Source organism: Corallincola holothuriorum, assembly GCF_003336225.1.
GTDB classification, from domain to species: Bacteria; Pseudomonadota; Gammaproteobacteria; order Enterobacterales; family Neiellaceae; genus Corallincola; species Corallincola holothuriorum.
In genome coordinates this window covers 106,553-128,282 of record NZ_QPID01000008.1, presented here as the reverse complement: position 1 = coordinate 128,282, position 21,730 = coordinate 106,553, and the positions used below count along the sequence as shown (strand labels likewise).

General features: G+C 50.1%; 20 protein-coding genes and 5 tRNA genes. 22 read left to right on the top strand and 3 right to left on the bottom strand.

The annotated features are described in order from the left end of the window. Positions 1–151: 151 nt before the first annotated feature. From lolB to DU002_RS13680, 9 genes are all read left to right on the top strand, one after another. Complete coding sequence (gene lolB, locus DU002_RS13720; RefSeq protein WP_114338960.1) at positions 152–799, top strand: lipoprotein insertase outer membrane protein LolB; 648 nt, start codon at positions 152–154, stop codon at positions 797–799. Then, positions 796–1,653: a 4-(cytidine 5'-diphospho)-2-C-methyl-D-erythritol kinase gene (gene ispE / locus DU002_RS13715; RefSeq protein WP_114338959.1), complete on the top strand. Its 858-nt coding sequence runs from the start codon at positions 796–798 to the stop codon at positions 1,651–1,653. Before lolB ends, ispE begins: the two co-directional genes overlap by 4 nt. 15 nt (positions 1,654–1,668) lie before the next feature. Beyond that, a tRNA-Gln gene (locus tag DU002_RS13710) sits at positions 1,669–1,743 on the top strand. A 29-nt stretch (positions 1,744–1,772) separates the two neighbouring features. Further along, positions 1,773–2,714: a ribose-phosphate pyrophosphokinase gene (locus tag DU002_RS13705; RefSeq protein WP_114338958.1), complete on the top strand. Its 942-nt coding sequence runs from the start codon at positions 1,773–1,775 to the stop codon at positions 2,712–2,714. Between the two features lie 164 nt (positions 2,715–2,878). Beyond that, on the top strand, positions 2,879–3,517 hold the full coding sequence (locus tag DU002_RS13700) for a 50S ribosomal protein L25/general stress protein Ctc (RefSeq protein WP_114338957.1): 639 nt from the start codon (positions 2,879–2,881) through the stop codon (positions 3,515–3,517). Positions 3,518–3,535: 18 nt separating this feature from the next. Further along, positions 3,536–4,126: an aminoacyl-tRNA hydrolase gene (gene pth, locus DU002_RS13695; RefSeq protein WP_114338956.1), complete on the top strand. Its 591-nt coding sequence runs from the start codon at positions 3,536–3,538 to the stop codon at positions 4,124–4,126. Between the two features lie 22 nt (positions 4,127–4,148). Next, positions 4,149–5,240 carry a redox-regulated ATPase YchF gene (ychF, locus tag DU002_RS13690; protein WP_114338955.1) on the top strand — a complete coding sequence of 364 codons (1,092 nt, stop codon included), beginning with the start codon at positions 4,149–4,151 and terminating at the stop codon, positions 5,238–5,240. A gap of 147 nt (positions 5,241–5,387) precedes the next feature. Continuing rightward, on the top strand, positions 5,388–5,888 hold the full coding sequence (locus tag DU002_RS13685) for a GNAT family N-acetyltransferase (protein ID WP_114338954.1): 501 nt from the start codon (positions 5,388–5,390) through the stop codon (positions 5,886–5,888). 33 nt (positions 5,889–5,921) lie between these two features. Continuing rightward, the gene (locus DU002_RS13680) at positions 5,922–6,845 is read left to right on the top strand and encodes a hypothetical protein (RefSeq protein ID WP_114338953.1); all 924 of its coding nucleotides are present in this window, start codon (positions 5,922–5,924) and stop codon (positions 6,843–6,845) included. 13 nt (positions 6,846–6,858) lie between these two features. Here the strand turns inward: DU002_RS13680 and DU002_RS13675 are convergent, their stop codons facing one another. Beyond that, positions 6,859–8,655 carry a M61 family metallopeptidase gene (locus DU002_RS13675; RefSeq protein WP_267897006.1) on the bottom strand — a complete coding sequence of 599 codons (1,797 nt, stop codon included), beginning with the start codon at positions 8,653–8,655 and terminating at the stop codon, positions 6,859–6,861. Between the two features lie 309 nt (positions 8,656–8,964). Between DU002_RS13675 and DU002_RS13665 the strand changes: the two genes are divergently transcribed. From DU002_RS13665 to DU002_RS13650, 4 genes are all read left to right on the top strand, one after another. After that, positions 8,965–9,041, top strand: a tRNA-Met gene (locus tag DU002_RS13665). 25 nt (positions 9,042–9,066) lie between these two features. Beyond that, positions 9,067–9,151: transfer RNA gene (locus tag DU002_RS13660), tRNA-Leu, on the top strand. Positions 9,152–9,164: 13 nt separating this feature from the next. Next, positions 9,165–9,239, top strand: a tRNA-Gln gene (locus DU002_RS13655). A gap of 33 nt (positions 9,240–9,272) precedes the next feature. Beyond that, positions 9,273–9,347 (top strand) — tRNA-Gln (locus tag DU002_RS13650). A 57-nt stretch (positions 9,348–9,404) separates the two neighbouring features. Here the strand turns inward: DU002_RS13650 and DU002_RS13645 are convergent. After that, positions 9,405–10,568, bottom strand: a complete 1,164-nt coding sequence (locus DU002_RS13645) for an FAD-dependent monooxygenase (protein WP_199405248.1) — start codon at positions 10,566–10,568, stop codon at positions 9,405–9,407. A 241-nt stretch (positions 10,569–10,809) separates the two neighbouring features. Between DU002_RS13645 and DU002_RS13640 the strand changes: the two genes are divergently transcribed. The 6 genes from DU002_RS13640 to lnt all read left to right on the top strand — a co-directional run bounded on the left by DU002_RS13640 (position 10,810) and on the right by lnt (position 16,697). Continuing rightward, positions 10,810–11,103, top strand: coding sequence for a hypothetical protein (locus tag DU002_RS13640; protein WP_114338950.1), 294 nt, complete (start codon positions 10,810–10,812; stop codon positions 11,101–11,103). Positions 11,104–11,246: 143 nt separating this feature from the next. Further along, positions 11,247–12,674, top strand: coding sequence for a tRNA (N6-isopentenyl adenosine(37)-C2)-methylthiotransferase MiaB (miaB, locus tag DU002_RS13635; protein ID WP_114338949.1), 1,428 nt, complete (start codon positions 11,247–11,249; stop codon positions 12,672–12,674). 39 nt (positions 12,675–12,713) lie between these two features. Next, positions 12,714–13,751 (top strand): PhoH family protein, encoded by a 1,038-nt coding sequence (locus DU002_RS13630; RefSeq protein WP_407642950.1) that lies wholly within the window; start codon positions 12,714–12,716, stop codon positions 13,749–13,751. Then, entirely contained in the window at positions 13,748–14,209 is a 462-nt protein-coding gene (gene ybeY / locus DU002_RS13625) for an rRNA maturation RNase YbeY (RefSeq protein WP_114338948.1), read from the top strand. The genes DU002_RS13630 and ybeY overlap by 4 nt, the downstream gene beginning before the upstream one ends. A 33-nt stretch (positions 14,210–14,242) precedes the next feature. Then, a complete protein-coding gene (gene corC / locus DU002_RS13620) occupies positions 14,243–15,124 on the top strand; it encodes a CNNM family magnesium/cobalt transport protein CorC (protein WP_114338947.1) in 882 nt (293 codons plus the stop codon). Position 15,125: 1 nt separating this feature from the next. Further along, positions 15,126–16,697, top strand: a complete 1,572-nt coding sequence (gene lnt / locus DU002_RS13615) for an apolipoprotein N-acyltransferase (protein ID WP_233496501.1) — start codon at positions 15,126–15,128, stop codon at positions 16,695–16,697. On the opposite strand, the gene DU002_RS13610 is transcribed toward lnt, so the two are convergent. Further along, on the bottom strand, positions 16,672–17,175 hold the full coding sequence (locus DU002_RS13610) for a zinc ribbon-containing protein (protein ID WP_114338945.1): 504 nt from the start codon (positions 17,173–17,175) through the stop codon (positions 16,672–16,674). The two genes, lnt and DU002_RS13610, sit on opposite strands and share 26 nt — an antisense overlap. Positions 17,176–17,310: 135 nt before the next feature. On the opposite strand from DU002_RS13610, the gene leuS reads away from it, so the two are divergent. The 3 genes from leuS to holA all read left to right on the top strand — a co-directional run bounded on the left by leuS (position 17,311) and on the right by holA (position 21,588). Continuing rightward, positions 17,311–19,896, top strand: a complete 2,586-nt coding sequence (gene leuS, locus DU002_RS13605; RefSeq protein ID WP_114338944.1) for a leucine--tRNA ligase — start codon at positions 17,311–17,313, stop codon at positions 19,894–19,896. 147 nt (positions 19,897–20,043) lie between these two features. Then, positions 20,044–20,538, top strand: a complete 495-nt coding sequence (locus DU002_RS13600; protein ID WP_114338943.1) for an LPS-assembly lipoprotein LptE — start codon at positions 20,044–20,046, stop codon at positions 20,536–20,538. Positions 20,539–20,547: 9 nt separating this feature from the next. Further along, positions 20,548–21,588 carry a DNA polymerase III subunit delta gene (holA, locus tag DU002_RS13595; RefSeq protein ID WP_114338942.1) on the top strand — a complete coding sequence of 347 codons (1,041 nt, stop codon included), beginning with the start codon at positions 20,548–20,550 and terminating at the stop codon, positions 21,586–21,588. Positions 21,589–21,730: the final 142 nt, after the last annotated feature.

Genomic DNA, 21,730 nt, shown 5'->3' with positions numbered 1-21,730 from the left:
CCGATGATTTTACGTAAATCGGCGCCAACAAGGAAGTCGAACAGTTGCCTGCTTAAACCGCCAAGGTATACTTGCCAACCACATCTTGTTGCTTAGCCATCCACGCGAACCAACATTGCTCGACAAAAACCGTTATAAATAAGAGCACATAATGAGATCTGCATTTCACTGTTTTCGCCCTTACGCTGCCACCAGCTTATTGCTTTTTTTCAGCCTGTTTTTATTCGGTTGCCCGCAAACTCCTGTCGTGGAAGCCCCGGAGGTCGCGGATCCTGCACAAGCTTTTGCCCAGCACCAGCAATCACTGACAACGCTGTCACACTGGCAGGTGCGTGGCAAAGTAGCGATCAAAACAGCTGAAGAATCCAATACGGCAAATCTCAACTGGCAACTTGCTGGGGCTGACTACAAGTTAATGCTCACCAGCTTCATTGGTACCTCTTTAATGGAGCTTGAAGGTGATAAATACCAAGCGGTATTAAAAGTCGATGGCGAAACCTATCACTCCCGCGCACCAGAACGTCTGATCTACCAAACAACAGGCTGGCGCCTCCCTGTCAGCACCCTCCCCGATTGGATCTTAGGACGACTCAGTCAGCCAAACGCAAAACATGTGTTAGACAGTAGCGGCAAGCTTGCCAGTCAATCGTTGCAAACCGACGACGGTTTACTTTGGCAAATAGACTATCGTGAGTATCAACAAGCAGGTGGCCATTGGCTGCCAAGAAAAATGACCATACACGGCCCAGAGATCACGATTAAATTGGTGATCAGCAAGTGGGAACTCCAAGATCAATGAAAGCGCAAACAACGAACACGGCACTGACACTGCCCAGTCCAGCCAAACTGAATCTGTTTTTACACATCAATGGCCGCCGCACTGATGGCTACCATGAATTGCAAACAGTGTTTCAGTTTGTGGATTACGGCGACACCTTACGCTTTCACTTGCGCAGTGATGGCGAACTCACTTTATCCCCATCATTACCTGGGGTGGCTGATGCCGACAATTTAATTATAAAAGCAGCCAAAAAACTGCAGCAAGCAACTGAATGCACGCTAGGCGCTGACATTAAATTGGAAAAACGGCTACCAATGGGCGGTGGTATTGGCGGAGGCTCCTCAAACGCAGCGACAACGCTCCATGGTCTCAATCAGCTTTGGCAACTAGGGTTATCTGAAGCGCAGCTAGCAGATATAGGCCTGTCTCTTGGCGCCGACGTACCGGTGTTTGTCCGTGGTAAAGCCGCCTACGCCGAAGGTGTCGGTGAAAAATTACGCCCAGTGACATTGCCAGAACCTTGGTACGTGGTATTACGGCCTGATTGCCATGTCAGCACCGCAGAGGTGTTCTGCGATCCGGCCTTACCAAGAAATACAAAAAAACTGGAGAAACTGCCCGAAGATTTGTGGCAGCTCAACAATGATTGTCAAAAACTGGTGTGTGACAAGCACCCTGTGGTTGAAAAGGCCTTACAGTGGTTGCTAGAATACGCGCCGGCTAGGATGACGGGGACAGGCAGCTGTGTTTTTGCACAGTTTGACAGTCAAATACAGGCAAATGCCTGCCTTGCTGCAGCAGCCGATACCTACCAAGGCTTTGTTGCACAAGGTATCAACTCATCTCCTCTGCTAAAGTATCTGAATACGTAAACCAAGACATGTTATTGGGATATCGCCAAGCGGTAAGGCAGCGGGTTTTGATCCCGCCATTCCCAGGTTCGAATCCTGGTATCCCAGCCACTTACTTTTAATGCTCCGAGGGTCAGCCTGTGCCTGATATGAAGCTTTTTGCCGGAAACGCTACACCGGAACTCGCAGAAAAGATTGCCGAACGTCTTTACATCAAACTGGGTTCCGCCACTGTCGGCCGTTTCAGTGACGGTGAAATCAGCGTAGAGGTTAAAGAAAACGTCCGTGGTCTGGATATCTTTATTATCCAATCCACCTGTGCACCGACCAATGACAATCTCATGGAATTGATTGTTATGGTTGACGCCCTGCGTCGCGCCTCAGCTGGCCGAATCACTGCGGTAATCCCCTACTTTGGTTATGCCCGCCAGGATCGTCGCGTACGCTCACAACGTGTACCTATCACAGCCAAAGTGGTTGCTGACTTCCTGTCTAGCGTTGGTGTAGACCGCGTATTGACCGTTGACCTTCATGCTGAGCAGATCCAGGGCTTCTTCGACGTCCCTGTTGATAACGTATTCGGTACACCTATCTTGCTCAACGATCTCAAGCAAAAGCAGTTTGAAGCACCGATTGTTGTGTCTCCCGATATTGGCGGCGTTGTACGCGCACGCGCCATGGCGAAGCTGTTAGAAACCGACCTCGCGATCATCGACAAGCGTCGCCCACAAGCCAACGTGTCTCAAGTAATGAATATCATTGGTGATGTGGAAGGCCGCGACTGTATCTTAGTTGATGACATGATCGATACCGGTGGTACACTTTGTAAAGCAGCCGAAGCATTGAAGTCTCACGGCGCTAAACGTGTATTTGCCTACGCAACTCACCCTGTCTTTTCAGGCAGTGCGATCGACAACATCCGTGACTCCGTGATTGATGAAGTCGTTGTCACAGACACTATTCCGCTGCACCCAGACATGGCAAAACTGCCTAATGTTCGCCAGCTCACCATGAGCGGTCTGTTGGCCGAAGCGATCCGTCGCGTCAGCAATGAAGAATCGATTTCAGCGATGTTTAGTTAATCTGTTCGCTGTCTTCGTGAAAAGAAAGGAGCCTTTAGGCTCCTTTCTTGCTTTTTAAATTGAGCGTGTCGGTGTGAAGTGTTAGGATACCGCGCCTTTTGAAGGCAGGGTCCGTTCTTTGGTCGCAAAAGACGGGCAAAAATTACTTAATTGGAGTTACACACATGTCTGATCTCTACACTCTGGATGCAGAAATTCGTACAGACCTGGGGAAAGGTGCGAGCCGCCGCCTACGTCACGCGGATAAAGTTCCTGCAGTCCTCTATGGCGGTGACAAAGAAGCCGTTTCGTTGACTTTGGCCCATAACAAGGTATTCAAAGCGTCTGAAAATGAAGGTTTCTATAGCCACATTCTGACCCTGAACATCGGCGGTGAGAAGGTTGAAGCTTTGCTGAAAGATGTTCAGCGTCACGTTTATAAGCCAAAGATCATGCACTTGGATTTCCTGCGCGTTGATGCGACTCACGAAATTCACACTAAAGTACCAGTTCACTTCCTTAACGAAGACACTTCAGCAGCAGTGAAAGCGGGTGGCGTTGTTGTTCACCACATCACTGAAGTAGAAGTTGCTTGTTTGCCTAAAGATCTGCCTGAGTTCATCGAAGTTGATGTTGCTGACTTGGAGCAAGGCTCAACTCTGCACCTGTCCGACATTAAACTGCCAGAAGGCGTTGTTTTAGTTGAACTGGGCAAAGGCGAAGGTCACGACCAAGCATTGGTTGGTATTGCTGCACCGAAAGGCGCTGCTGCTGACGACGAAGCTGAAGCTGGCGATGCTGAAGAAGCAGCCTCTGAGGAATAATTGCCCGGGTAATCACACTTGAGCAAAGATATCCTACTGATTGTGGGCCTGGGTAATCCAGGCCCCGAATATCAAAGAACCCGCCACAACGCCGGTGAATGGTATGTTGAAGAACTTGCCCGTAGCCACGGTGCAACTCTTAAGGCGGAAAGCAAGTTCTATGGGCGCACTGCCCAGATCCAATTGAACGGCGAAACCGTTCGTCTGTTAATTCCATCGACCTTCATGAACCGCAGCGGTCAAGCCGTTGGCGCATTGGCGAATTTTTATCGTATAGCCCCTGAACAGGTGTTAGTCGCCCATGATGAGATGGATATGCCACCCGGAGTCGCCAAGTTTAAGCAAGGCGGTGGCCATGGTGGGCATAACGGACTAAAAGATATTATTGCCCGCTTGGCAAACAATAAGAACTTTCATCGTCTGCGGATCGGTATTGGCCATCCCGGCGACAAAAATCTGGTCACTGGCTATGTACTGGGTAAAGCACCGAGTAAAGAGCAAGATCAGATCGATCAGGCCATTGATGAAGCCGTGCGCTGCACCGACATCCTGGTCAAAGATGGCTTAGTCAAAGCCATGAACAGACTTCACGGCTTTAAAGCCGAGTAATTAACTTCTGGGGATAATCAAAATGGGTTTTAAATGTGGCATCGTTGGTTTGCCTAACGTCGGCAAGTCTACCCTGTTTAATGCACTGACTAAGGCTGGCATTGAAGCAGCCAACTTCCCGTTTTGTACTATCGAGCCCAACACGGGCGTGGTACCCGTTCCAGATCTACGCTTGGATCAACTGGCTAAGATCGTAGATCCGCAGCGCATATTGCCGACAACAATGGAGTTCGTCGATATCGCCGGACTGGTCAAAGGCGCTTCCACCGGCCAAGGGTTGGGTAATAAGTTCCTTGCCAATATCCGTGAAACCGATGCCATCGGCCACGTTGTTCGTTGTTTTGAAAATGATGATATCGTCCACGTCGAAGGGCGTATCGATCCTGCCGATGATATTGATGTGATCAATACCGAATTAGCGCTATCAGATATGGAAAGCTGTGAACGCGCCATTCAGCGTGTAGCTAAAAAAGCCAAAGGTGGCGATGCTGAAGCCAAGTTCGAGATGCCAGTTCTTGAGCGGGTCCTTGCCCACCTCGAAGAGGGCAAAATGGTGCGCGCCTTGGATCTTACCAAGGAAGAGCAAGCCGCTATCCGCTACATGAACTTCCTCACCGGCAAACCAACCATGTACATTGCCAACGTCAATGAAGATGGCTTCGAAAACAACCCATATCTAGATAAAGTTCGTGAGATTGCAGCAGAAGAAAATGCCGTTGTTGTGCCAGTGTGTGCCGCTATTGAATCAGAAATTGCTGAGCTCGACGATGAAGATAAAGCGGAATTCATGGAAGAGATGGGTCTTGAAGAGCCAGGCTTAAACCGTGTTATCCGTGCAGGCTATGAACTGCTTCATCTGCATACCTATTTTACCGCCGGCGTAAAAGAAGTACGTGCTTGGACGGTAAAAGTCGGCGCTACCGCACCACAGGCGGCGGGTGTGATCCATACCGATTTCGAAAAGGGCTTTATTCGCGCAGAGATCGTTGGCTTTGACGACTATATTGCTAACAACGGTGAATCCGGAGCAAAAGAAGCGGGTAAATGGCGTTTGGAAGGTAAGGAATATATCGTTAAAGATGGTGACGTGATCCACTTCCGCTTTAACGTCTAAGTCGCTTGTAGACTCTTAGGCCCGAACTTCTGGTAAGGCATTAAAAACTCGGCAATTGCCGAGTTTTTAATGCCTAAATAGAACCTTGCTATCCAATGCAACAGATTGCAGTATTAATCGAAACAGATTTAACAATGAGCAAGCGAGATGGAACTTACAATCAGGGCCTATGAGCCCTCAGATATAACCGCGGTCACAGGTATGCTTTCGACACCTGAAGTTTTTCCAAACACCACTCGGCAACCATACAATTCGGTAGCCATGGTCACGCCGTTATTCGCTAATCCAGATCATACTCACTTATTAGCTTTTTCTGGTAGTACACTTGTCGCTGCCGGTAGCTTGCTCACAAACCCAAACCCCCGACGCAAGCATAGTGCGGAACTCGCATTGACTGTGGCCCCCGCTTGGCAAGGTAAAGGGGTAGGAAATCACATGATGACGGTGTTACTTCAACAAGCAGACCGTTGGCTAAACCTAATGAGAGTGGAACTGACCGTCTTTACCGATAACGAGGCAGCCATCCACTTATACAAAAAACATGGTTTTGAGACAGAAGGGGTGATGAGGGCTGATGCATTTAAGAACGGTGAGTATTGTGATAGCTACGCTATGGCACGTCTGTCTCCTTCACTGACAAACGATTAAGAACAGCAATGTGTCTGATTGAGACGACAAACCATGAATCCATCAGGTAGCCACTGCTGCACATGGCGTACTATCGCTGCAATCACCCTGCTCGCCACGGTAGGGATATTTGCCTTGGCGGGTGCTTATGTCGGTTATCAAAGCAATGCATACGCTGATGAAGATGGACTAATCTGGCACACCAACTTCGAAGAATGGCAGCCATTCAGTCAATGGCAAAAAGGGGAGAAAGACAACAATGCGAAAACGGTCCTTTTTCCGGGCCCTTTTGGCAGCAACGCAAATAATCGAGTATTGCAGCTTCGCGTCTCTCCAGGGAAAGGCGCTTCGGGAATAAACCGCCAACTTGCTAAAGGATATCAAAAACTCTACTTACGCTGGTTTATCCTTTATGAATCTGGATTTGATTTTACAGCGCAAATGCACGGCCAAGGACTACAAGCAAATGTAAAATGGGGAAAACCGGGTTATCGTCCAAAAGGAAACGATCGGTTTTCCGCGAAAGTAGACCACGGCATCAATTTAGCGAACGGTCTCCCTTCTCCTTTCATCTACGCCTACTACCCTGGTATGTCGATGGATTGCCAAGACCCTGATGGTCGATGCTGGGGAGATCACCTTCCCTGCTTTATAGATCAGCGACGCTATTGTCGAGATCCTGCCTACCACCCCATATCCAACCTACCTCACTTAACAAGCAACCAGTGGTACTGTATTGAGTTAATGGTCGATCTAGGATCTCCCACGTCATCGGCAGCACAAGCCAATGGCAGTATGAACCTCACCATCGATAACCAGGCCTTGGGGCCTTGGCAAAACCTGTGGTTACGAAGCGACGGAAAATTAGAACTAAATAGAGTCATTATGGGGCTCTACCACCATGGGCACCATAGCGAAGCAGGGATTCTGATAGATGAAATAAAGCTGAGTGAACAACCGATTGGTTGCTCACTCTAACGAACATCCTCGATTACTCTTTGTTAGCGCTGTTAACCGGCTTTTCAGAAGCAACTTCTTCGAAAAAAGGTTGGCCCGTCCAGCTTTCATATTGAGCCTGTTGCATCGGTGACGCTGCTTTGTCCTTGACCAGTTTTAGTTTTCCTTTTGAACCCTGCAATGTCATTGTCGTTCTTAACAATTCGTCTCGGCGAAAATAATGGACCACCACGCTGTCACCGGGTTTATGCTGGGTAAGAATACTCTTAGCCGACGCGGAAGAAAGACGCTGGCCATTAATAGCTAAGATCTGATCGTCTGCCGTTATGCCAGCAGCCCATGCGGGCTTACCACGGCTCACCTGTTGAACCAACCAGCGTCCCTGCTTGTTTGCCAACTTCCACCCGGCATCAGCAATCGCATCGTCATGCTGCCACTCCATACTCAAACCGAAATGTTCAAGCAGCGTAGCAATGTCTAACGTTTCAGTGCCATCAACGTAGTTTGCCCAAGAATGTGAAATATCATCACCACTCAAATCACCGAGGATTTTCTGTACGTCCGCCACTTGATAGCCTTCGCCTTGGGTAACAGAAAACCCTCGATAGAGCGCGCGATGCAGATCATCCCAACTAGCTTCACCACCGCTGCTTTGACGCAACTGTACATCCCAAAACCAAGAGACCAACGAGCCTTCACCGTAGATACTAACGCTGTGGTTATGCCCTCTATCACCACCACCTTCAATCCACCAATCAAAACTCGCCTCAGCGACTGACATTTCTGACTTTCCTGGACGATTCATATACGACTGCAACTCTTTAGCAAACAGCTCCAGAAACTCTTTCTCTGTTACCACCCCTGCACGCACTGGTAGCAACAAATCGTAGTAGCTCGTTGAGCCCTCTGCGATCCACAATAACGGCGTGTAATTTTCCTGCTGATAGCCGTAAGGCGTTAGTCCTTTAGGTCGATACGCTTTGACATTCCAAGTATGAATCAATTCGTGGGCAGAAGTGGAAATAAAGCGGATATAGTCCTTGCGCTCATGAAAAGCATACCAAGGGAACTGAATGATGGTTGAGTTCAAATGCTCCGTAGCACCCCGTGCTCCGCTGGTGCCATGCACCATATAGAGGTAGTCGTTGAACGGATAATCTCCCCACAACTCCCCTGCGGCTTTATCCAGCTTTTTCAGGTCTGTGATCACCTGTTGACTATCGTGATTCCCCCTTCCCCAAAACAATAAGCCGTACTCCCGATCACCAACACTAAAGCTGTGATATTCATGAATTCCACTCTCAATAGGCGAATCAACCAATACATCATAGTTGTCAGCAACAAAGTGATGGGGCGCCAAGCTCTTCATACCGCTACGCGATTGCCACTTTTCAGGGACATTCAAAACCACGCTTAAGGGTAAATCTCGGTGCTTGGGCGAATACATAAATACCCCAGACGCATCAAGAAAAGCGTGGCTATCATCAATATGACGGACTCTATCACTCAACATGTTTGCGTAGATTTGATAAGAAATGGTGATCACAGAAGCATGCTTAACATCGACTTGCCAATGACTTTTATCAGCTTTCATCCAAGCGAGTGTTTGCTGCTGTGAGTCGACCGCAGAAAATCGACGAACTCCGTTGGCTAAAGGTAAAATACGATATTTACCACTTCGCCATACAGGCAAATACAGATCCAAAGTACCGACGTCAGCATCAAGAGTAATAGACACGTCAGCAATATGATGCGCGGGATCAGTCATGCTTATGCTGTATTGCACATCAGAGACATTGGCAGCATTCACTTGAAGTGAAGAGAACAGCATAGCCAAGCTAACAGTTATCAGTATTCCAATCCGTTTAAAAAACATAACTACCCATGATATTCAGTAAATTCGACGCTATTCTAACCAGCGAAGACGCTCACCTCCATCTTCGCCAAGCCGCATTTATCTGGCATTTCCTTATAACCGTCCAATTATCTGCACACACACCTCAAATTGGTGCTGAGAATTCGTTCAAATTGTTCAGAGTATGTGCAAATAGAAAAAAGAACGAAATTGGGGGTTGACGAGGTAGGGGCCTATTCGCATAATACGCGCCACCCGAAAGGGGCAAAGTTAGAAGATAGTAGTGGCTATGTAGCTCAGCTGGTTAGAGCACAGCACTCATAATGCTGGGGTCGCAGGTTCAAGTCCCGCCATAGCCACCATATCTTCTAATGTCACAGTAAGAATGCGGAAGTGGCGGAATTGGTAGACGCGCTGGATTTAGGTTCCAGTACCTTAGGGTGTGAGAGTTCAAGTCTCTCTTTCCGCACCATGTGATTGTTTGTTGGGATATCGCCAAGCGGTAAGGCAGCGGGTTTTGATCCCGCCATTCCCAGGTTCGAATCCTGGTATCCCAGCCATTTTCTCTGGCTGAGCAAGCCACACCAAACAATTGGGATATCGCCAAGCGGTAAGGCAGCGGGTTTTGATCCCGCCATTCCCAGGTTCGAATCCTGGTATCCCAGCCATATACTAAAAAAGCCCAGCTAATGCTGGGCTTTTTTAGTTTTGTTTAGCAGAACCACTCAAATAAGTGGCAACCCCATGGCATAGCGCAACGCTGAAGCTTTCAAAGGCGTTGCTCTATTGGCTGCCCACAATCCAACACTACGCAATATCCGCAGCGGCATCTTATCGCTACCAAACGTCGCATACAGGCCATCCATGGTACTCATCATCAGTAAATTTGCGCCGCGCCGTTTGCGCTCATAGGCCTGCGCCGCTTGTGGCCACTCGTCAGGCTGCACTGCAGCTAGCTGCTCAGACAAAGCGATCACATCTTGAAATCCCAGATTAACTCCCTGCCCCGCCATCGGATTAATCACATGAGCCGCATCCCCCACCAGCACCACTCGCCCAGACACATAATGGTTAGCATGTTGCCGCTTAAGGGGAAAACTACTTTGGTTCAGGATCTCAAACTCAGGAAGATCATCTGGAAACGCTTCTCGGACCGCCTCCGCTAACTTCAGTGGCGCCATCGACCGCAACCTCTTCACTTCATGCGGGTAGTGGTACCACACCAATGATGCTTGCTCTTCCGCCAATGGTAAGAACGCTCTAGGACCACTCTCAACATAAGATTGCCAGGTAATATCAGGGGCAGGCTGCTGCAGTTTAACGGCCACCACCAAGGCGTGTTGTTGATAATCCCATCCAGTCACCCCAATACCGGCCAGCGAACGCATTTTAGAATCCGCACCATCCGCCGCCACCACTAACGCCCCTTGCAACACCGCCCCGCTCTCTAACTTGAGATGGCAGGCGCTACTCTCTTGCGCTAACTCAACAACGGAGTCTGGTGTGTAAAGAGCGACATTGCTCTGTTCCAACGCGTTCCACAACGCGCGCTGAATCAGATCATTTTCTACTAGGTAGCCTAAGTGAGCTTCACCTACCTCCGAGGCATCAAAGTCAGTCCGGCTTCCCCCCTGCTGCCACACCGACAAACGCCGATAACAGTGGCTGCGCATAGCCATCAGCTCTGGCCAGGCCCCCACAGTCTCTAACAATGATTCAGAGCTGCGATTAAGTGCGGAAACCCGTAAACCACAAGGACTGCTAGGTTCAAACTCTGCTGGCGGTCGTTTCTCTATCAAGGCTACTCGCACGCCACTCATAGCTACTTTCAACGCCAACGATGCGCCCACCATGCCGCCGCCCACAACTATCAGCTCAAACCTTTCCATAACAGCTCCTTGATCAACCTAGACAGTGTACGCGAACTTTTTTCCAAGAATAACCACGGTTTTCACTGCTTATTTTTTTCAACAATTGTAAGCAAACATGATAGTTCCGCCGCACAGACAAGGTTGCTTACATCTTGCACAACACTGACATATCTATAGGACTACTCTTCAACTCACATTAATCACGCACTGGAAAGCTCTGGCAAAAACCGGTGCTACCAAAGGATATGGAGTTGAAATCATGGTTAGCAAAACAATTGTCGCCACGCTAACTGCACTGCTATTAAGCCACACCAGCGCCGTGCAAGCAGCAGAGAAGATGACTGACAGTAAAGCATTGATGGTGCAAACCCAGCAAACACTGCAACAACAGCTCAAAGCAGAGATCCGCCACAGTGCGCAGCTGGCTTTGGCAGAAAGTTTTGCGACTTCCGAAGTGGCTAGCCATCAACAGCCATCCCAAGAGATGCAGGCCAGAATGGCACCGCAACTGCCGGAAGCTGCTTTACTGCCGATGACGGAGTGCAACGGTTAACGACTGATTTTCCCAGCCGCTCATGGCAAACATAGCTTGCCGCTCAATCCCGAGCGGCCTTTTTCTAGCCACTGCCGCCCATTCAGAGTAAAATGCCTGCCCCCGAATTCGGGAAAGCAATTTCGTAATAGGTTAGGCGGCACATGAGCAAAAAACTGCATATCAAAACTTGGGGTTGTCAGATGAACGAGTACGACTCGTCAAAGATGGCAGACCTACTCAATTCGATCGGCGGTTACCAGCTGACGGAAGAACCGGCAGAAGCCGACCTTCTACTGCTAAACACCTGTTCAATCAGGGAAAAGGCTCAAGAAAAGGTATTTCATCAACTTGGTCGCTGGCGCGAACTGAAAGAGCAAAACCCCAACCTGGTGATTGGTGTTGGCGGTTGTGTTGCGTCCCAAGAAGGTGACGCGCTGCGCCAACGTGCTCCCTATGTAGATATCGTGTTTGGCCCGCAAACTTTGCACCGCCTGCCTGAAATGATCCGTAGCGTGCAGAATGACAGTGCACCCGTGGTCGATGTTAGCTTCCCAGAAATTGAAAAATTCGACCGTTTACCAGAGCCTAGAGCTGAAGGTCCAACGGCTTTTGTCTCTATCATGGAAGGCTGTTCAAAGTACTGCACCTTCTGTGTTGTACCGTATACCCGTGGCGAAGAGGTCAGCCGACCACTGGATGATGTCTTGTTCGAAGTGGCGCAACTGGCAGACCAAGGTGTTCGTGAGGTCAACCTGCTGGGGCAAAACGTTAACGCCTACCGCGGTGACACTAATGAGGGTGACATCTGCCATTTCGCCGATCTATTGCGCTACATTGCCGCCATCGATGGCATTGATCGCATTCGCTATACCACCTCTCATCCGGTCGAATTTAGCGATGATCTGATTGACGTATACGCTGAACTGCCAGAATTAGTGAGCCACCTACATCTACCGGTTCAAAGTGGCTCCGATCGCATTTTGACCATGATGAAGCGTGGGCACACCGCACTGGAATACAAATCGAAGATCCGACGTCTGCGTAAGATCCGTCCAGATATCAGCATGAGCTCAGATTTTATCATCGGCTTCCCTGGCGAAACCGCAGATGATTTTGAAGCCACCATGAACCTGATCCAGGACGTTGGCTACGATCTAAGCTTCAGCTTTGTCTACAGCGCGCGTCCCGGCACACCTGCAGCCGATATGATTGACGATATCGACGAAGAGACCAAGAAGCAGCGTCTTTATCTGTTACAAAACCGTATCACGCAACAAGCACAACAGATCGGTCGCCGCATGATCGGCAGCGAACAGCGTATTCTGGTGGAAGGACCATCACGGAAAAACCCTATGGAGTTACGCGGCCGTACCGAAAACAACCGTGTGGTCAACTTTGAAGGGCCACACTCCTCTATCGGGCAATTTGTTGACGTCAAGATCACCGAAGTATTGCCAAATTCACTCCGCGGTGAGCTGATCCGCACTGAAGCAGAAATGTCTCTGCGTAGTGACGTTTCACCCGCAGAGATCATACGCCAGGGTAATGGCGTAGATGAGCTGGGCGTTGCGACTTTCACCCCTAACTAATTCCAAACTGGCCGACGCTAAGCGCCGGTCAGGAGGTAGATGTTGAGCACTCAAATTAGTACCCATGACGTAACATTAGAGCCCGCCGATAATAAGCGTCTCTCTAGCCTTTGTGGCCCTTTCGACGACAACTTGAAGCAGATTGAACGTCGCCTCGGTGTCGAGATCAGCTACCGTGACAACAGCTTTCGCGTTATTGGCAGCGAGAGTACCGCTGTGGCTACGGGCGAGCTGTTGAAAAAGCTCTACGTCGAAACCCAAACAGTCAAAGGCAAACTTTCGGAACTGGATGCCCATCAGGTACATCTAGCGATCCAAGAAAGCCGTATTGTTGAGCAGATCACTCCAAAAGAGATGGTCAGCCCGGCCAAAGAGCTGTTTATCAAAACCAAACGCGGTGTTATCAAGCCTCGTAATCCCAACCAGAACAGCTATGTCGCAAACATTCTACTCAACGACATCAGTTTCGGCATTGGCCCCGCCGGTACCGGTAAAACTTACCTCGCCGTTGCCGCCGCAGTGGATGCATTAGAGCGTCAGGATGTCCGCCGTATTTTACTGACACGCCCCGCGGTTGAAGCTGGCGAGAAGCTCGGGTTCTTACCCGGCGACCTCAGCCAGAAAGTGGACCCCTACCTACGCCCGCTGTATGACGCACTTTTTGAGATGTTAGGGTTTGAAAAGGTTGAACGACTGATTGAACGAAATGTCATCGAAGTAGCCCCTCTCGCTTATATGCGCGGACGTACGCTCAATGACGCCTTCGTCATTCTCGATGAAGCGCAGAACACCACGGTGGAACAGATGAAGATGTTCCTGACCCGAATAGGTTTTAACTCGAAAGCGGTGATCACCGGGGATATAACCCAGATCGACCTGCCGCGCTCGCAAAAAAGCGGCTTACGCCATGCCATCGAAGTATTGAAAGAGATCGACGGCATCAGCTTTAACCTGTTTCAAGCCGCCGATGTCGTCCGCCACCCAGTTGTCCAACGAATTGTGCAGGCATACGAAGATTTCGAGCAAAAGCTGGAAGTCGACAAACGTGCAGCGTTGAGCGGAACCGACAGCCAATGAGTGTCACCTTAGAGTTGCAATATGCCGCGGACGCTGCGCAGCTACCCACTGCAGCGCAGTTTCAGCAATGGGTAGATGCAGCACTAGCCATGCGCAACGAGCCGAGCGAACTCACCATTCGTTTAGTTGAGAGCGAAGAGAGCCAGCAGTTGAACCACGACTATCGTGGTAAAGACAAACCGACCAATGTGTTGTCATTTCCATTTGACGTTCCTGAGCATATTGAGCTGCCGCTACTGGGTGATTTGGTGATCTGTTGCGCCGTCGTCGCCAGGGAGGCTGAGGAACAAAATAAAGCGGCTGAGGCCCATTGGGCGCATATGGTGGTACACGGATGCTTGCATTTACTTGGATTTGATCATATTGATGATGAAGAAGCCGATGAAATGGAAGGATTAGAAACGCAAATCCTTGCTAAGCTCGGCTATGATGATCCCTACAAAGAATTGGATAACTAATTCAATAGTGGCAAAGGAACCACAAAAGGCGCTATGAGCGAAGACAACCCTCACTCTAGTAACGGCGCTTCCAAGAAAGGATGGCTTGATAAGATCAGCCAACTATTTAAGGAAGAGCCGCAGAATCGCGAAGACCTGGTGCAGTTAATACAACATGCTCAGGAAAAGAACCTGATTAATCAGGACAGCCGTCAAATGCTTGAAGGCGTTCTTGAAGTATCAGACCTCAGGGTCAGAGATATCATGATCCCGCGCTCGCAGATGATCACCATTGAAATATGTCAGCCGTTAGAAGAGTTGCTGCCATTGGTGGTCGACAGTGCCCACAGCCGATTTCCGGTAATAGGTGAAGACAAAGATCATGTCGAGGGCATTCTTCACGCCAAAGATCTGCTCGCCTACACCTATAAAAAAACCGATCAACAGTTCGACTTTACCAAGATACTGCGCAAAGCCGTGGTCGTGCCGGAAAGCAAACGTGTCGATATTCTACTGAAAGAGTTTCGCTCCAAACGCTACCATATGGCAATCGTCATTGATGAGTATGGTGGCGTGTCAGGACTGGTCACTATTGAAGATATTCTTGAACTGATTGTTGGCGAAATTGAAGATGAATTTGACGCTGATGATCATCAGCACGATATTCGCCAAATCAACCGCAAAGTTTTTGCTATTCAGGCGCTGACGCCAATTGCCGATTTTAACGACTATTTCGGCACCGAATTTAGTGATGACGAGTTTGATACCGTCGGCGGAATGTTAAGTCATGCTTTCGGCCACATGCCTGGTCGTGGCGAAACCATCACGCTCAACGGCATTCAGTTTAAGGTTGTACAAGCTGATAAACGACGTATTCGCCAACTGCAAGTCCGCATGCCAACCCATGCCAAAAGTGGTGAAGCAGCGGAGCTCTAACGTGGCAGATGCAGTCACCACCAGTAAGGCCTCAAAGTCACGCCTTAACTGCTGGATAAAACGCTTACGCCAGCCACTGTTATTAGCAGCAGCTGGCGCCTTCTCTGTGCTGGGCTTTGCCCCATGGAGCTGGTGGCCAACCGCGTTGTTATCCATGGCGGTGCTCGCATTTTGTCTGCACGATAGTACGCCAAAGCAGGCATTCAGACAGGGCTATGCCTTTGGCCTTGGGTTATTTGCCGTGGGCATCGCATGGGTGCATATCAGTATCGATCAGTTTGGTGGGCTGCCCTTACCGGTATCCCTGACCTTAATGTTGCTACTGGCTGCTTACCTATCGCTCTACCCTGCCCTGGCATGTTGGTTATCTCGCAAGTTCCCCTGCGGTAACCCCTACTTGCAGATCCTGCTATTCGCCGCTTGCTGGGTTCTAGGTGAATTTGCCCGCGGCTATCTGCTTACCGGTTTCCCGTGGTTAGCATTAGGTTACAGCCAGCTAGATGGCCTGCTTTCAGCCTGGTTCCCACTCAGCGGTGTCGCTGGAGTCTCACTAGTGACAACCATTGTTGCCGGCGCATTAGCGCTTACTGTCGCTCAAAGGCAGTGGCCTGCGGCGGCACTTGCCCTGTGCACACTGGGTGGCAGCTTTAGCCTTTCGTTTATCCAATTTATTAGCCCGAACGGCGACCCCGTTGACGTCGCTCTGGTACAAGGGAATATAGAACAATCACTGCGTTGGCAGCCTGATCAAGAGTGGCCGACGATGTTGAAGTACTTGGATCTAACTCGCCCTCACTATGAAGCTGACCTGATCATTTGGCCAGAAGCCGCCGTGCCAGCGGTAGAACCAATGGCACAAGAGTACCTGGATAACCTCAACTATGTCGCAACGCACAATGACACCACGGTCGTCTCAGGTATCGTCGACTACAACTTTGATACCAGGCAGTTCTACAACACCTTAATTGTTTTGGGCAAGCAGCAGAAACCGCTTTACGAATATCGCTATCACAGCGCTAACCGTTACCAAAAGCACCACCTGCTGCCAATCGGTGAGTTTGTCCCTTTCGGTGAGCTATTGCGACCAATTGCACCGCTATTTAATCTTCCGATGTCATCGTTTTCTCGTGGCGACTATACGCAAGCCAATCTGGTCGCCAACGGCTACACCATCGCCCCTGCGATCTGTTACGAAATAGCCTTCCCCGAGCAACTACGCCGTAGCGTCAATGAACAAACTGACTTTCTCCTTACTGTCAGTAACGACGCTTGGTTTGGCGACTCCATCGGCCCACAGCAACATATGGAGATCGCCCGGGCACGGGCAAAAGAGTTAGGACGGCCATTGCTCAGAGCCACCAATACTGGGGTGACGGCAGCGGTAGACGCGTATGGTGAAGAGATCGCCCGCCTGCCTATGTTTAGCGCAGACGTGCTTAGATTACCGATACAACGGATGACAGGGGTAACACCATTTAGCCAATTGGGTCATTGGCCTGTTTGGCTAGTTATCATGCTGACCTTTGCCCTTGTCGCCTTAGTGCAACTTAAGGATCGAAAGGCTGCCGATTAAACGCTTCGCCCCCGCAATGTGGACAGGCATCAATCTGTTCCGGGTGCGAAAACTCCTGAGCCTTGCCGCAATCATGGCAGATCAAGATCCCTAAACTGATCCATTCCCCGACTTTGTAAACTCCCTGATGTTTTAAATCATCGGCAACTTCAGACCACTCCAGTTGCGTTCGATCCGTGAGTTCCAACATCCATCGCCAGGCACTTTGTTTAAATGATTCCAATGCCGGGCCTTCGCCCCACGAATCAGGCAGATGCTTCATCCGCTCAGCGGCGGTAGCAAAATCCCGTTTCAGGTACGTCGACATCAGTTGCAACTCGTCTTTCGACAGCTCTCCCGCGGCTTGCAGGTAAGCCGTGGCCTTCTCAACCCACTCATGGACCTCCTCTTCACTGAATTTTTCAGCTTTTTCCATCTGCGCTTTCAACTCGTCAACTAGCTTTTGATAGCCGGAATGGGGGGCTTTTTCGTCACTCATGGTCCGCTCCTGAACACCAGATCTTCAAATTCATTATAGTCAGCTGCACAACGCCTGTTGTTGGCTTGATCACTGATGCGGTATCCTATGGGGATATCTCAATTTTAACGCCACATAAGACAGCGCCGAATTAGCATGCAAGAACAATATAATCCGCAACAAATCGAACCTCAGGTGCGTGCTCACTGGGAAGAAAATAAAACCTACGAAGTCACGGAGCAGCCGGGCAAAGAGAAATTCTATTGCCTGTCGATGTTCCCCTATCCCAGTGGCCGCCTACATATGGGCCATGTGAGGAACTACACCATTGGTGATGTGATCGCGCGTTATCAGCGCATGTTAGGTAAAAACGTACTGCAACCCATTGGTTGGGATGCGTTCGGCCTGCCAGCAGAAAACGCCGCGGTTAAAAACAAAACCGCACCAGCCAAATGGACTTACGAAAATATCGACTACATGAAAGGTCAGCTCAATGAGCTGGGCTTTGGTTACGATTGGAGTCGTGAATTCGCTACTTGTCGTCCTGAATACTATCGCTGGGAGCAGTGGTTCTTCACTCGCTTGTATGAGAAAGGCCTAGTCTATAAAAAAATGGCCACAGTTAACTGGGATCCGGTTGACCAAACCGTACTCGCCAATGAGCAGGTTGTAGATGGCCGCGGTTGGCGTTCAGGCGCTTTGGTCGAACAGAAGAAGATCCCGCAATGGTTTATTAAAATCACTGCCTACGCCCAAGAGTTACTGGACGAAATCGAGAAACTGGGTGGTTGGCCGGATCAGGTGCGCACGATGCAGCGCAACTGGATAGGCCGTTCTGAAGGTGTCGAGATCGACTTTAATGTTGCCGACAGCGAACAGAACTTTACGGTTTACACCACCCGCCCAGACACCCTGATGGGAGTAACCTATGTTGGTGTCGCTGCAGCGCACCCACTGGCAGAACAAGCGGCGAAGAATAACCCCGAACTGGCAGCATTTGTCGAAGAGTGCAAAAACACCAAGGTGGCTGAAGCAGATTTAGCGACCATGGAAAAGAAAGGCATGGCAACCGGCCTTTATGCTATTCATCCGTTGAGCGGCAAACAGGTGCCAATTTGGGTCGCTAACTTCGTGCTAATGGATTATGGCACCGGCGCTGTGATGGCCGTACCAGCCCATGATCAGCGTGATTACGAGTTTGCCAGCAAATATGGCTTAGATATCGTGCAGGTGATTAAGCCAGCCAATGGCAGCGACCAAGACGTGAGCGAAGCCGCCTATACAGAAAAAGGCGTACTGTTCGCATCGGGTGAATTTGATGGCCTCGAATTTGAAGCGGCACTGGATGCCATAGCCGCTAAGTTAACCTCCTTAGGCAAAGGCCAAAAGACGGTGAACTTCCGTCTGCGCGATTGGGGCGTATCCCGTCAGCGCTACTGGGGCTCGCCAATCCCAATGTTGACCACAGAAGCGGGCGACACAGTGCCAGCTCCGGCCGACAGCCTTCCGGTTGTGTTGCCAGAAGATGTGGTGATGGATGGGGTAAAAAGCCCAATCAAAGCCGACCTCAGCTGGTCACAAACTGAATACCAAGGTCAACCAGCCACCCGGGAAACCGATACTTTCGATACCTTTATGGAATCGAGCTGGTATTACGCCCGCTATTGCTCACCACACACAGATGACGCAATGCTGGATCCGGCCAAAGCGAATTACTGGTTGCCAGTTGACCAATATATCGGTGGTATCGAACACGCCTGTATGCACCTGCTGTATGCCCGTTTCATGCACAAGCTGCTGCGTGATGAGGGTCTGGTCGACAGTGACGAGCCGTTCAAGCGCTTACTATGCCAAGGCATGGTATTAGCCGACGCCTTCTATTACGAAGATGAGCGTGGCGGGCAAAACTGGGTCAGCCCTGTGGATGTCGACATTAAGCGCGATGAGAAAGGCCGTATTGTCGCTGCCGCCGAACGGGAAACCGGTCGCGAGCTGATTTATGCTGGCATGAGCAAAATGTCAAAATCAAAAAATAACGGTATCGACCCCGGCTTAATGGTTGAACGTTATGGCGCCGACACCGTGCGCTTATTCATGATGTTTGCTGCGCCACCAGAACTGACATTGGAGTGGCAAGAGTCCGGTGTTGAAGGCTCAATGCGTTTCCTCAAGCGCTTCTGGAAGTTGGCACATACTCACACGAGTAATGGCTCAGCACCGCAGTTAGATGTCGCAGCGTTGAATGACGCGCAAAAAGATCTGCGCCGTGATCTACACAAAACCATCGACAAAGTCGGTGATGATCTTGGCCGTCGTCAAACCTTCAACACGGCTATCGCTGCCATCATGGAGTTGATGAACAAGCTGACCAAAGCACCGCTAGAGAGCGCTCAGGACAAAGCCCTGATGCAAGAAGCGCTGTCCGCGGTGACCTTGATGCTAGCCCCGATCACCCCTCACGCCAGTCATGTACTTTGGACTCAGTTAGGCCATGAAGGTGATGTGGTTGATGCCGAGTGGCCGAAAGCTGATGCCAACGCCTTGGTCGAAGACAGCAAGCTGATTATCGTGCAAGTGAACGGCAAACTACGAGCCCGTATTACCGTTGCAGCAGACGCCGATCAGGACGCAGTACAGGCCATTGCTATGGGTGAAGAGAATGTCACTAAGTTCACCGACGGTAAAACCCTGCGTAAAGTGATTTATGTGCCAGGTAAATTGCTTAACATTGTTGCCAACTAAGCTAAGGCATACAAGGTCATAGCAGGCCAAGTGACCATAGAGAGCAGCACCTGCATAGGTACTGCTCTCTCACTTTAAACCGCCGACAGTTGCAAAGCGTGTCGGGTTACCATTTACTGTAATCAAACAAAGCCCAAAGCTATCCCTATGAATCGAATTCTGACATTGCTACTCTGCGTCACCATCACGCTAGTATCCACTGGTTGCGGGTTCCGGCTGCGCGGAAGCTATGATATCCCCGCCAATATGACACAAGTACATATCGCCAGCTGGGACGAATACGCTGAGCTTACCCGCTTGGTCGAAGATAGACTCAAGGTAAACAGTGTTGAAATACTTAAAGATCCAAGTCAGGAACACCCGATATTGTTGCTGAAACGCGATCATCTGAATGAACGTAACCTCTCACTGTTTTCTGATGGTCAGGTCGCTGAATATCAGTTGATATACGGCTTTGAATTCGACCTGATTGAGCCCAATAAAGATCCTGTACAACACAACATAGAAGTGGTTCGCCAGTATCAAGATGACCCTAACCGGGCCTTGGCAAAAGAGAAAGAGAAACGGCTACTGGTCAGTGAGATGCGAGCGGAAGCTGCCGATCGTATTTTGCGTATTATCTCCTCCAGCCACAGTCGATAGCAGCTGCTGATGCAATGCTACCCGGAACAACTCCAAGCCAAGCTAGCGCAGAGGCTGCAGCCAATCTACATGATCTTTGGCGATGAGCCATTGCAAAAGCATGAGGCGATCGCAGAGATCCGGAAAGCCGCCGCCAAACTCGGTTTTGATAATGGCCAACGCTTCGTTGCTGGCAATGGCTTTGATTGGCAACAGCTCAACGCCGCCGGGGCGACAATGTCTCTGTTCTCAGAGGGTGAACTGATAGAGTTAGAACTGCCTACTGCGGCACCGGGGCGTGATGGCGGGCAATGGCTACAACAGTATGTATCGCAACCAACGCCTGATCAGATCCTGATTGTTCATGGCCCCAGACTGGCCAAAGATAAACAGAAAGCCAAATGGTGCCAGGCACTACAAAGCGCGGCTCTCAGCATTACCGTCAACCCACTCAGTGGGCAGCAACTGCAACGCTGGCTAGAGGGACGTTGTCAGCGCCACCAAGCGGTTTTACAACCCGCAGCCAAGCTGTTTTTAATGGAGCAGTGCGAAGGCAACCTATTAGCGGCCGATCAAGAGCTACAAAAACTGGCTCTGCTCTATGGCAATACCCCAGTTTCACTGGAACAGCTGCAAGTCAGCTTAGGCAATCACGCCAGACATAATGTATTCCAGTTAAGTGATGCGTTGCTGGCCAATGATCTTCCCCGTTGTCTGAAGATTCTCGACAGTCTGCAGGGCGAAGGGTTGGAGCCCGTGATAATTAGTTGGGCACTAAGTAAAGAGGTGCTATTGCTGCAAAAAGTGGCTGAACTCCCCTCCGGAGATAGTCGAGGCATGATGCGTTTAGGGATCTGGCAACAGCGTCAGCCGCTGTTTCAGCAGGCGCTAAAACGTCTCTCGGCGGAGCAGATAAGGCAGATGATCAATCGCTGCGCTGAGCTCGACCAGGGGCTCAAAGGCGGAACCATACAGCACCCTTGGACATGGCTGGCCCACCTTTGCTTGATGTTTAGTCAACCATGGCAACAAGAACCGCTGTTTATCAGTGATGCCGAATTAGCACAATGATCGCCACGCTGGGAGCTATTAAGTGATGACAACAGGTTTGCTTTATTACCGTTTTAGCCTTTAGCCGCGCTGGCAAGCCCCAAACGACGCCCCACACATCCGTAGCTCACCCCAGAACTTAACCGCCTTACCATCCGGTGAT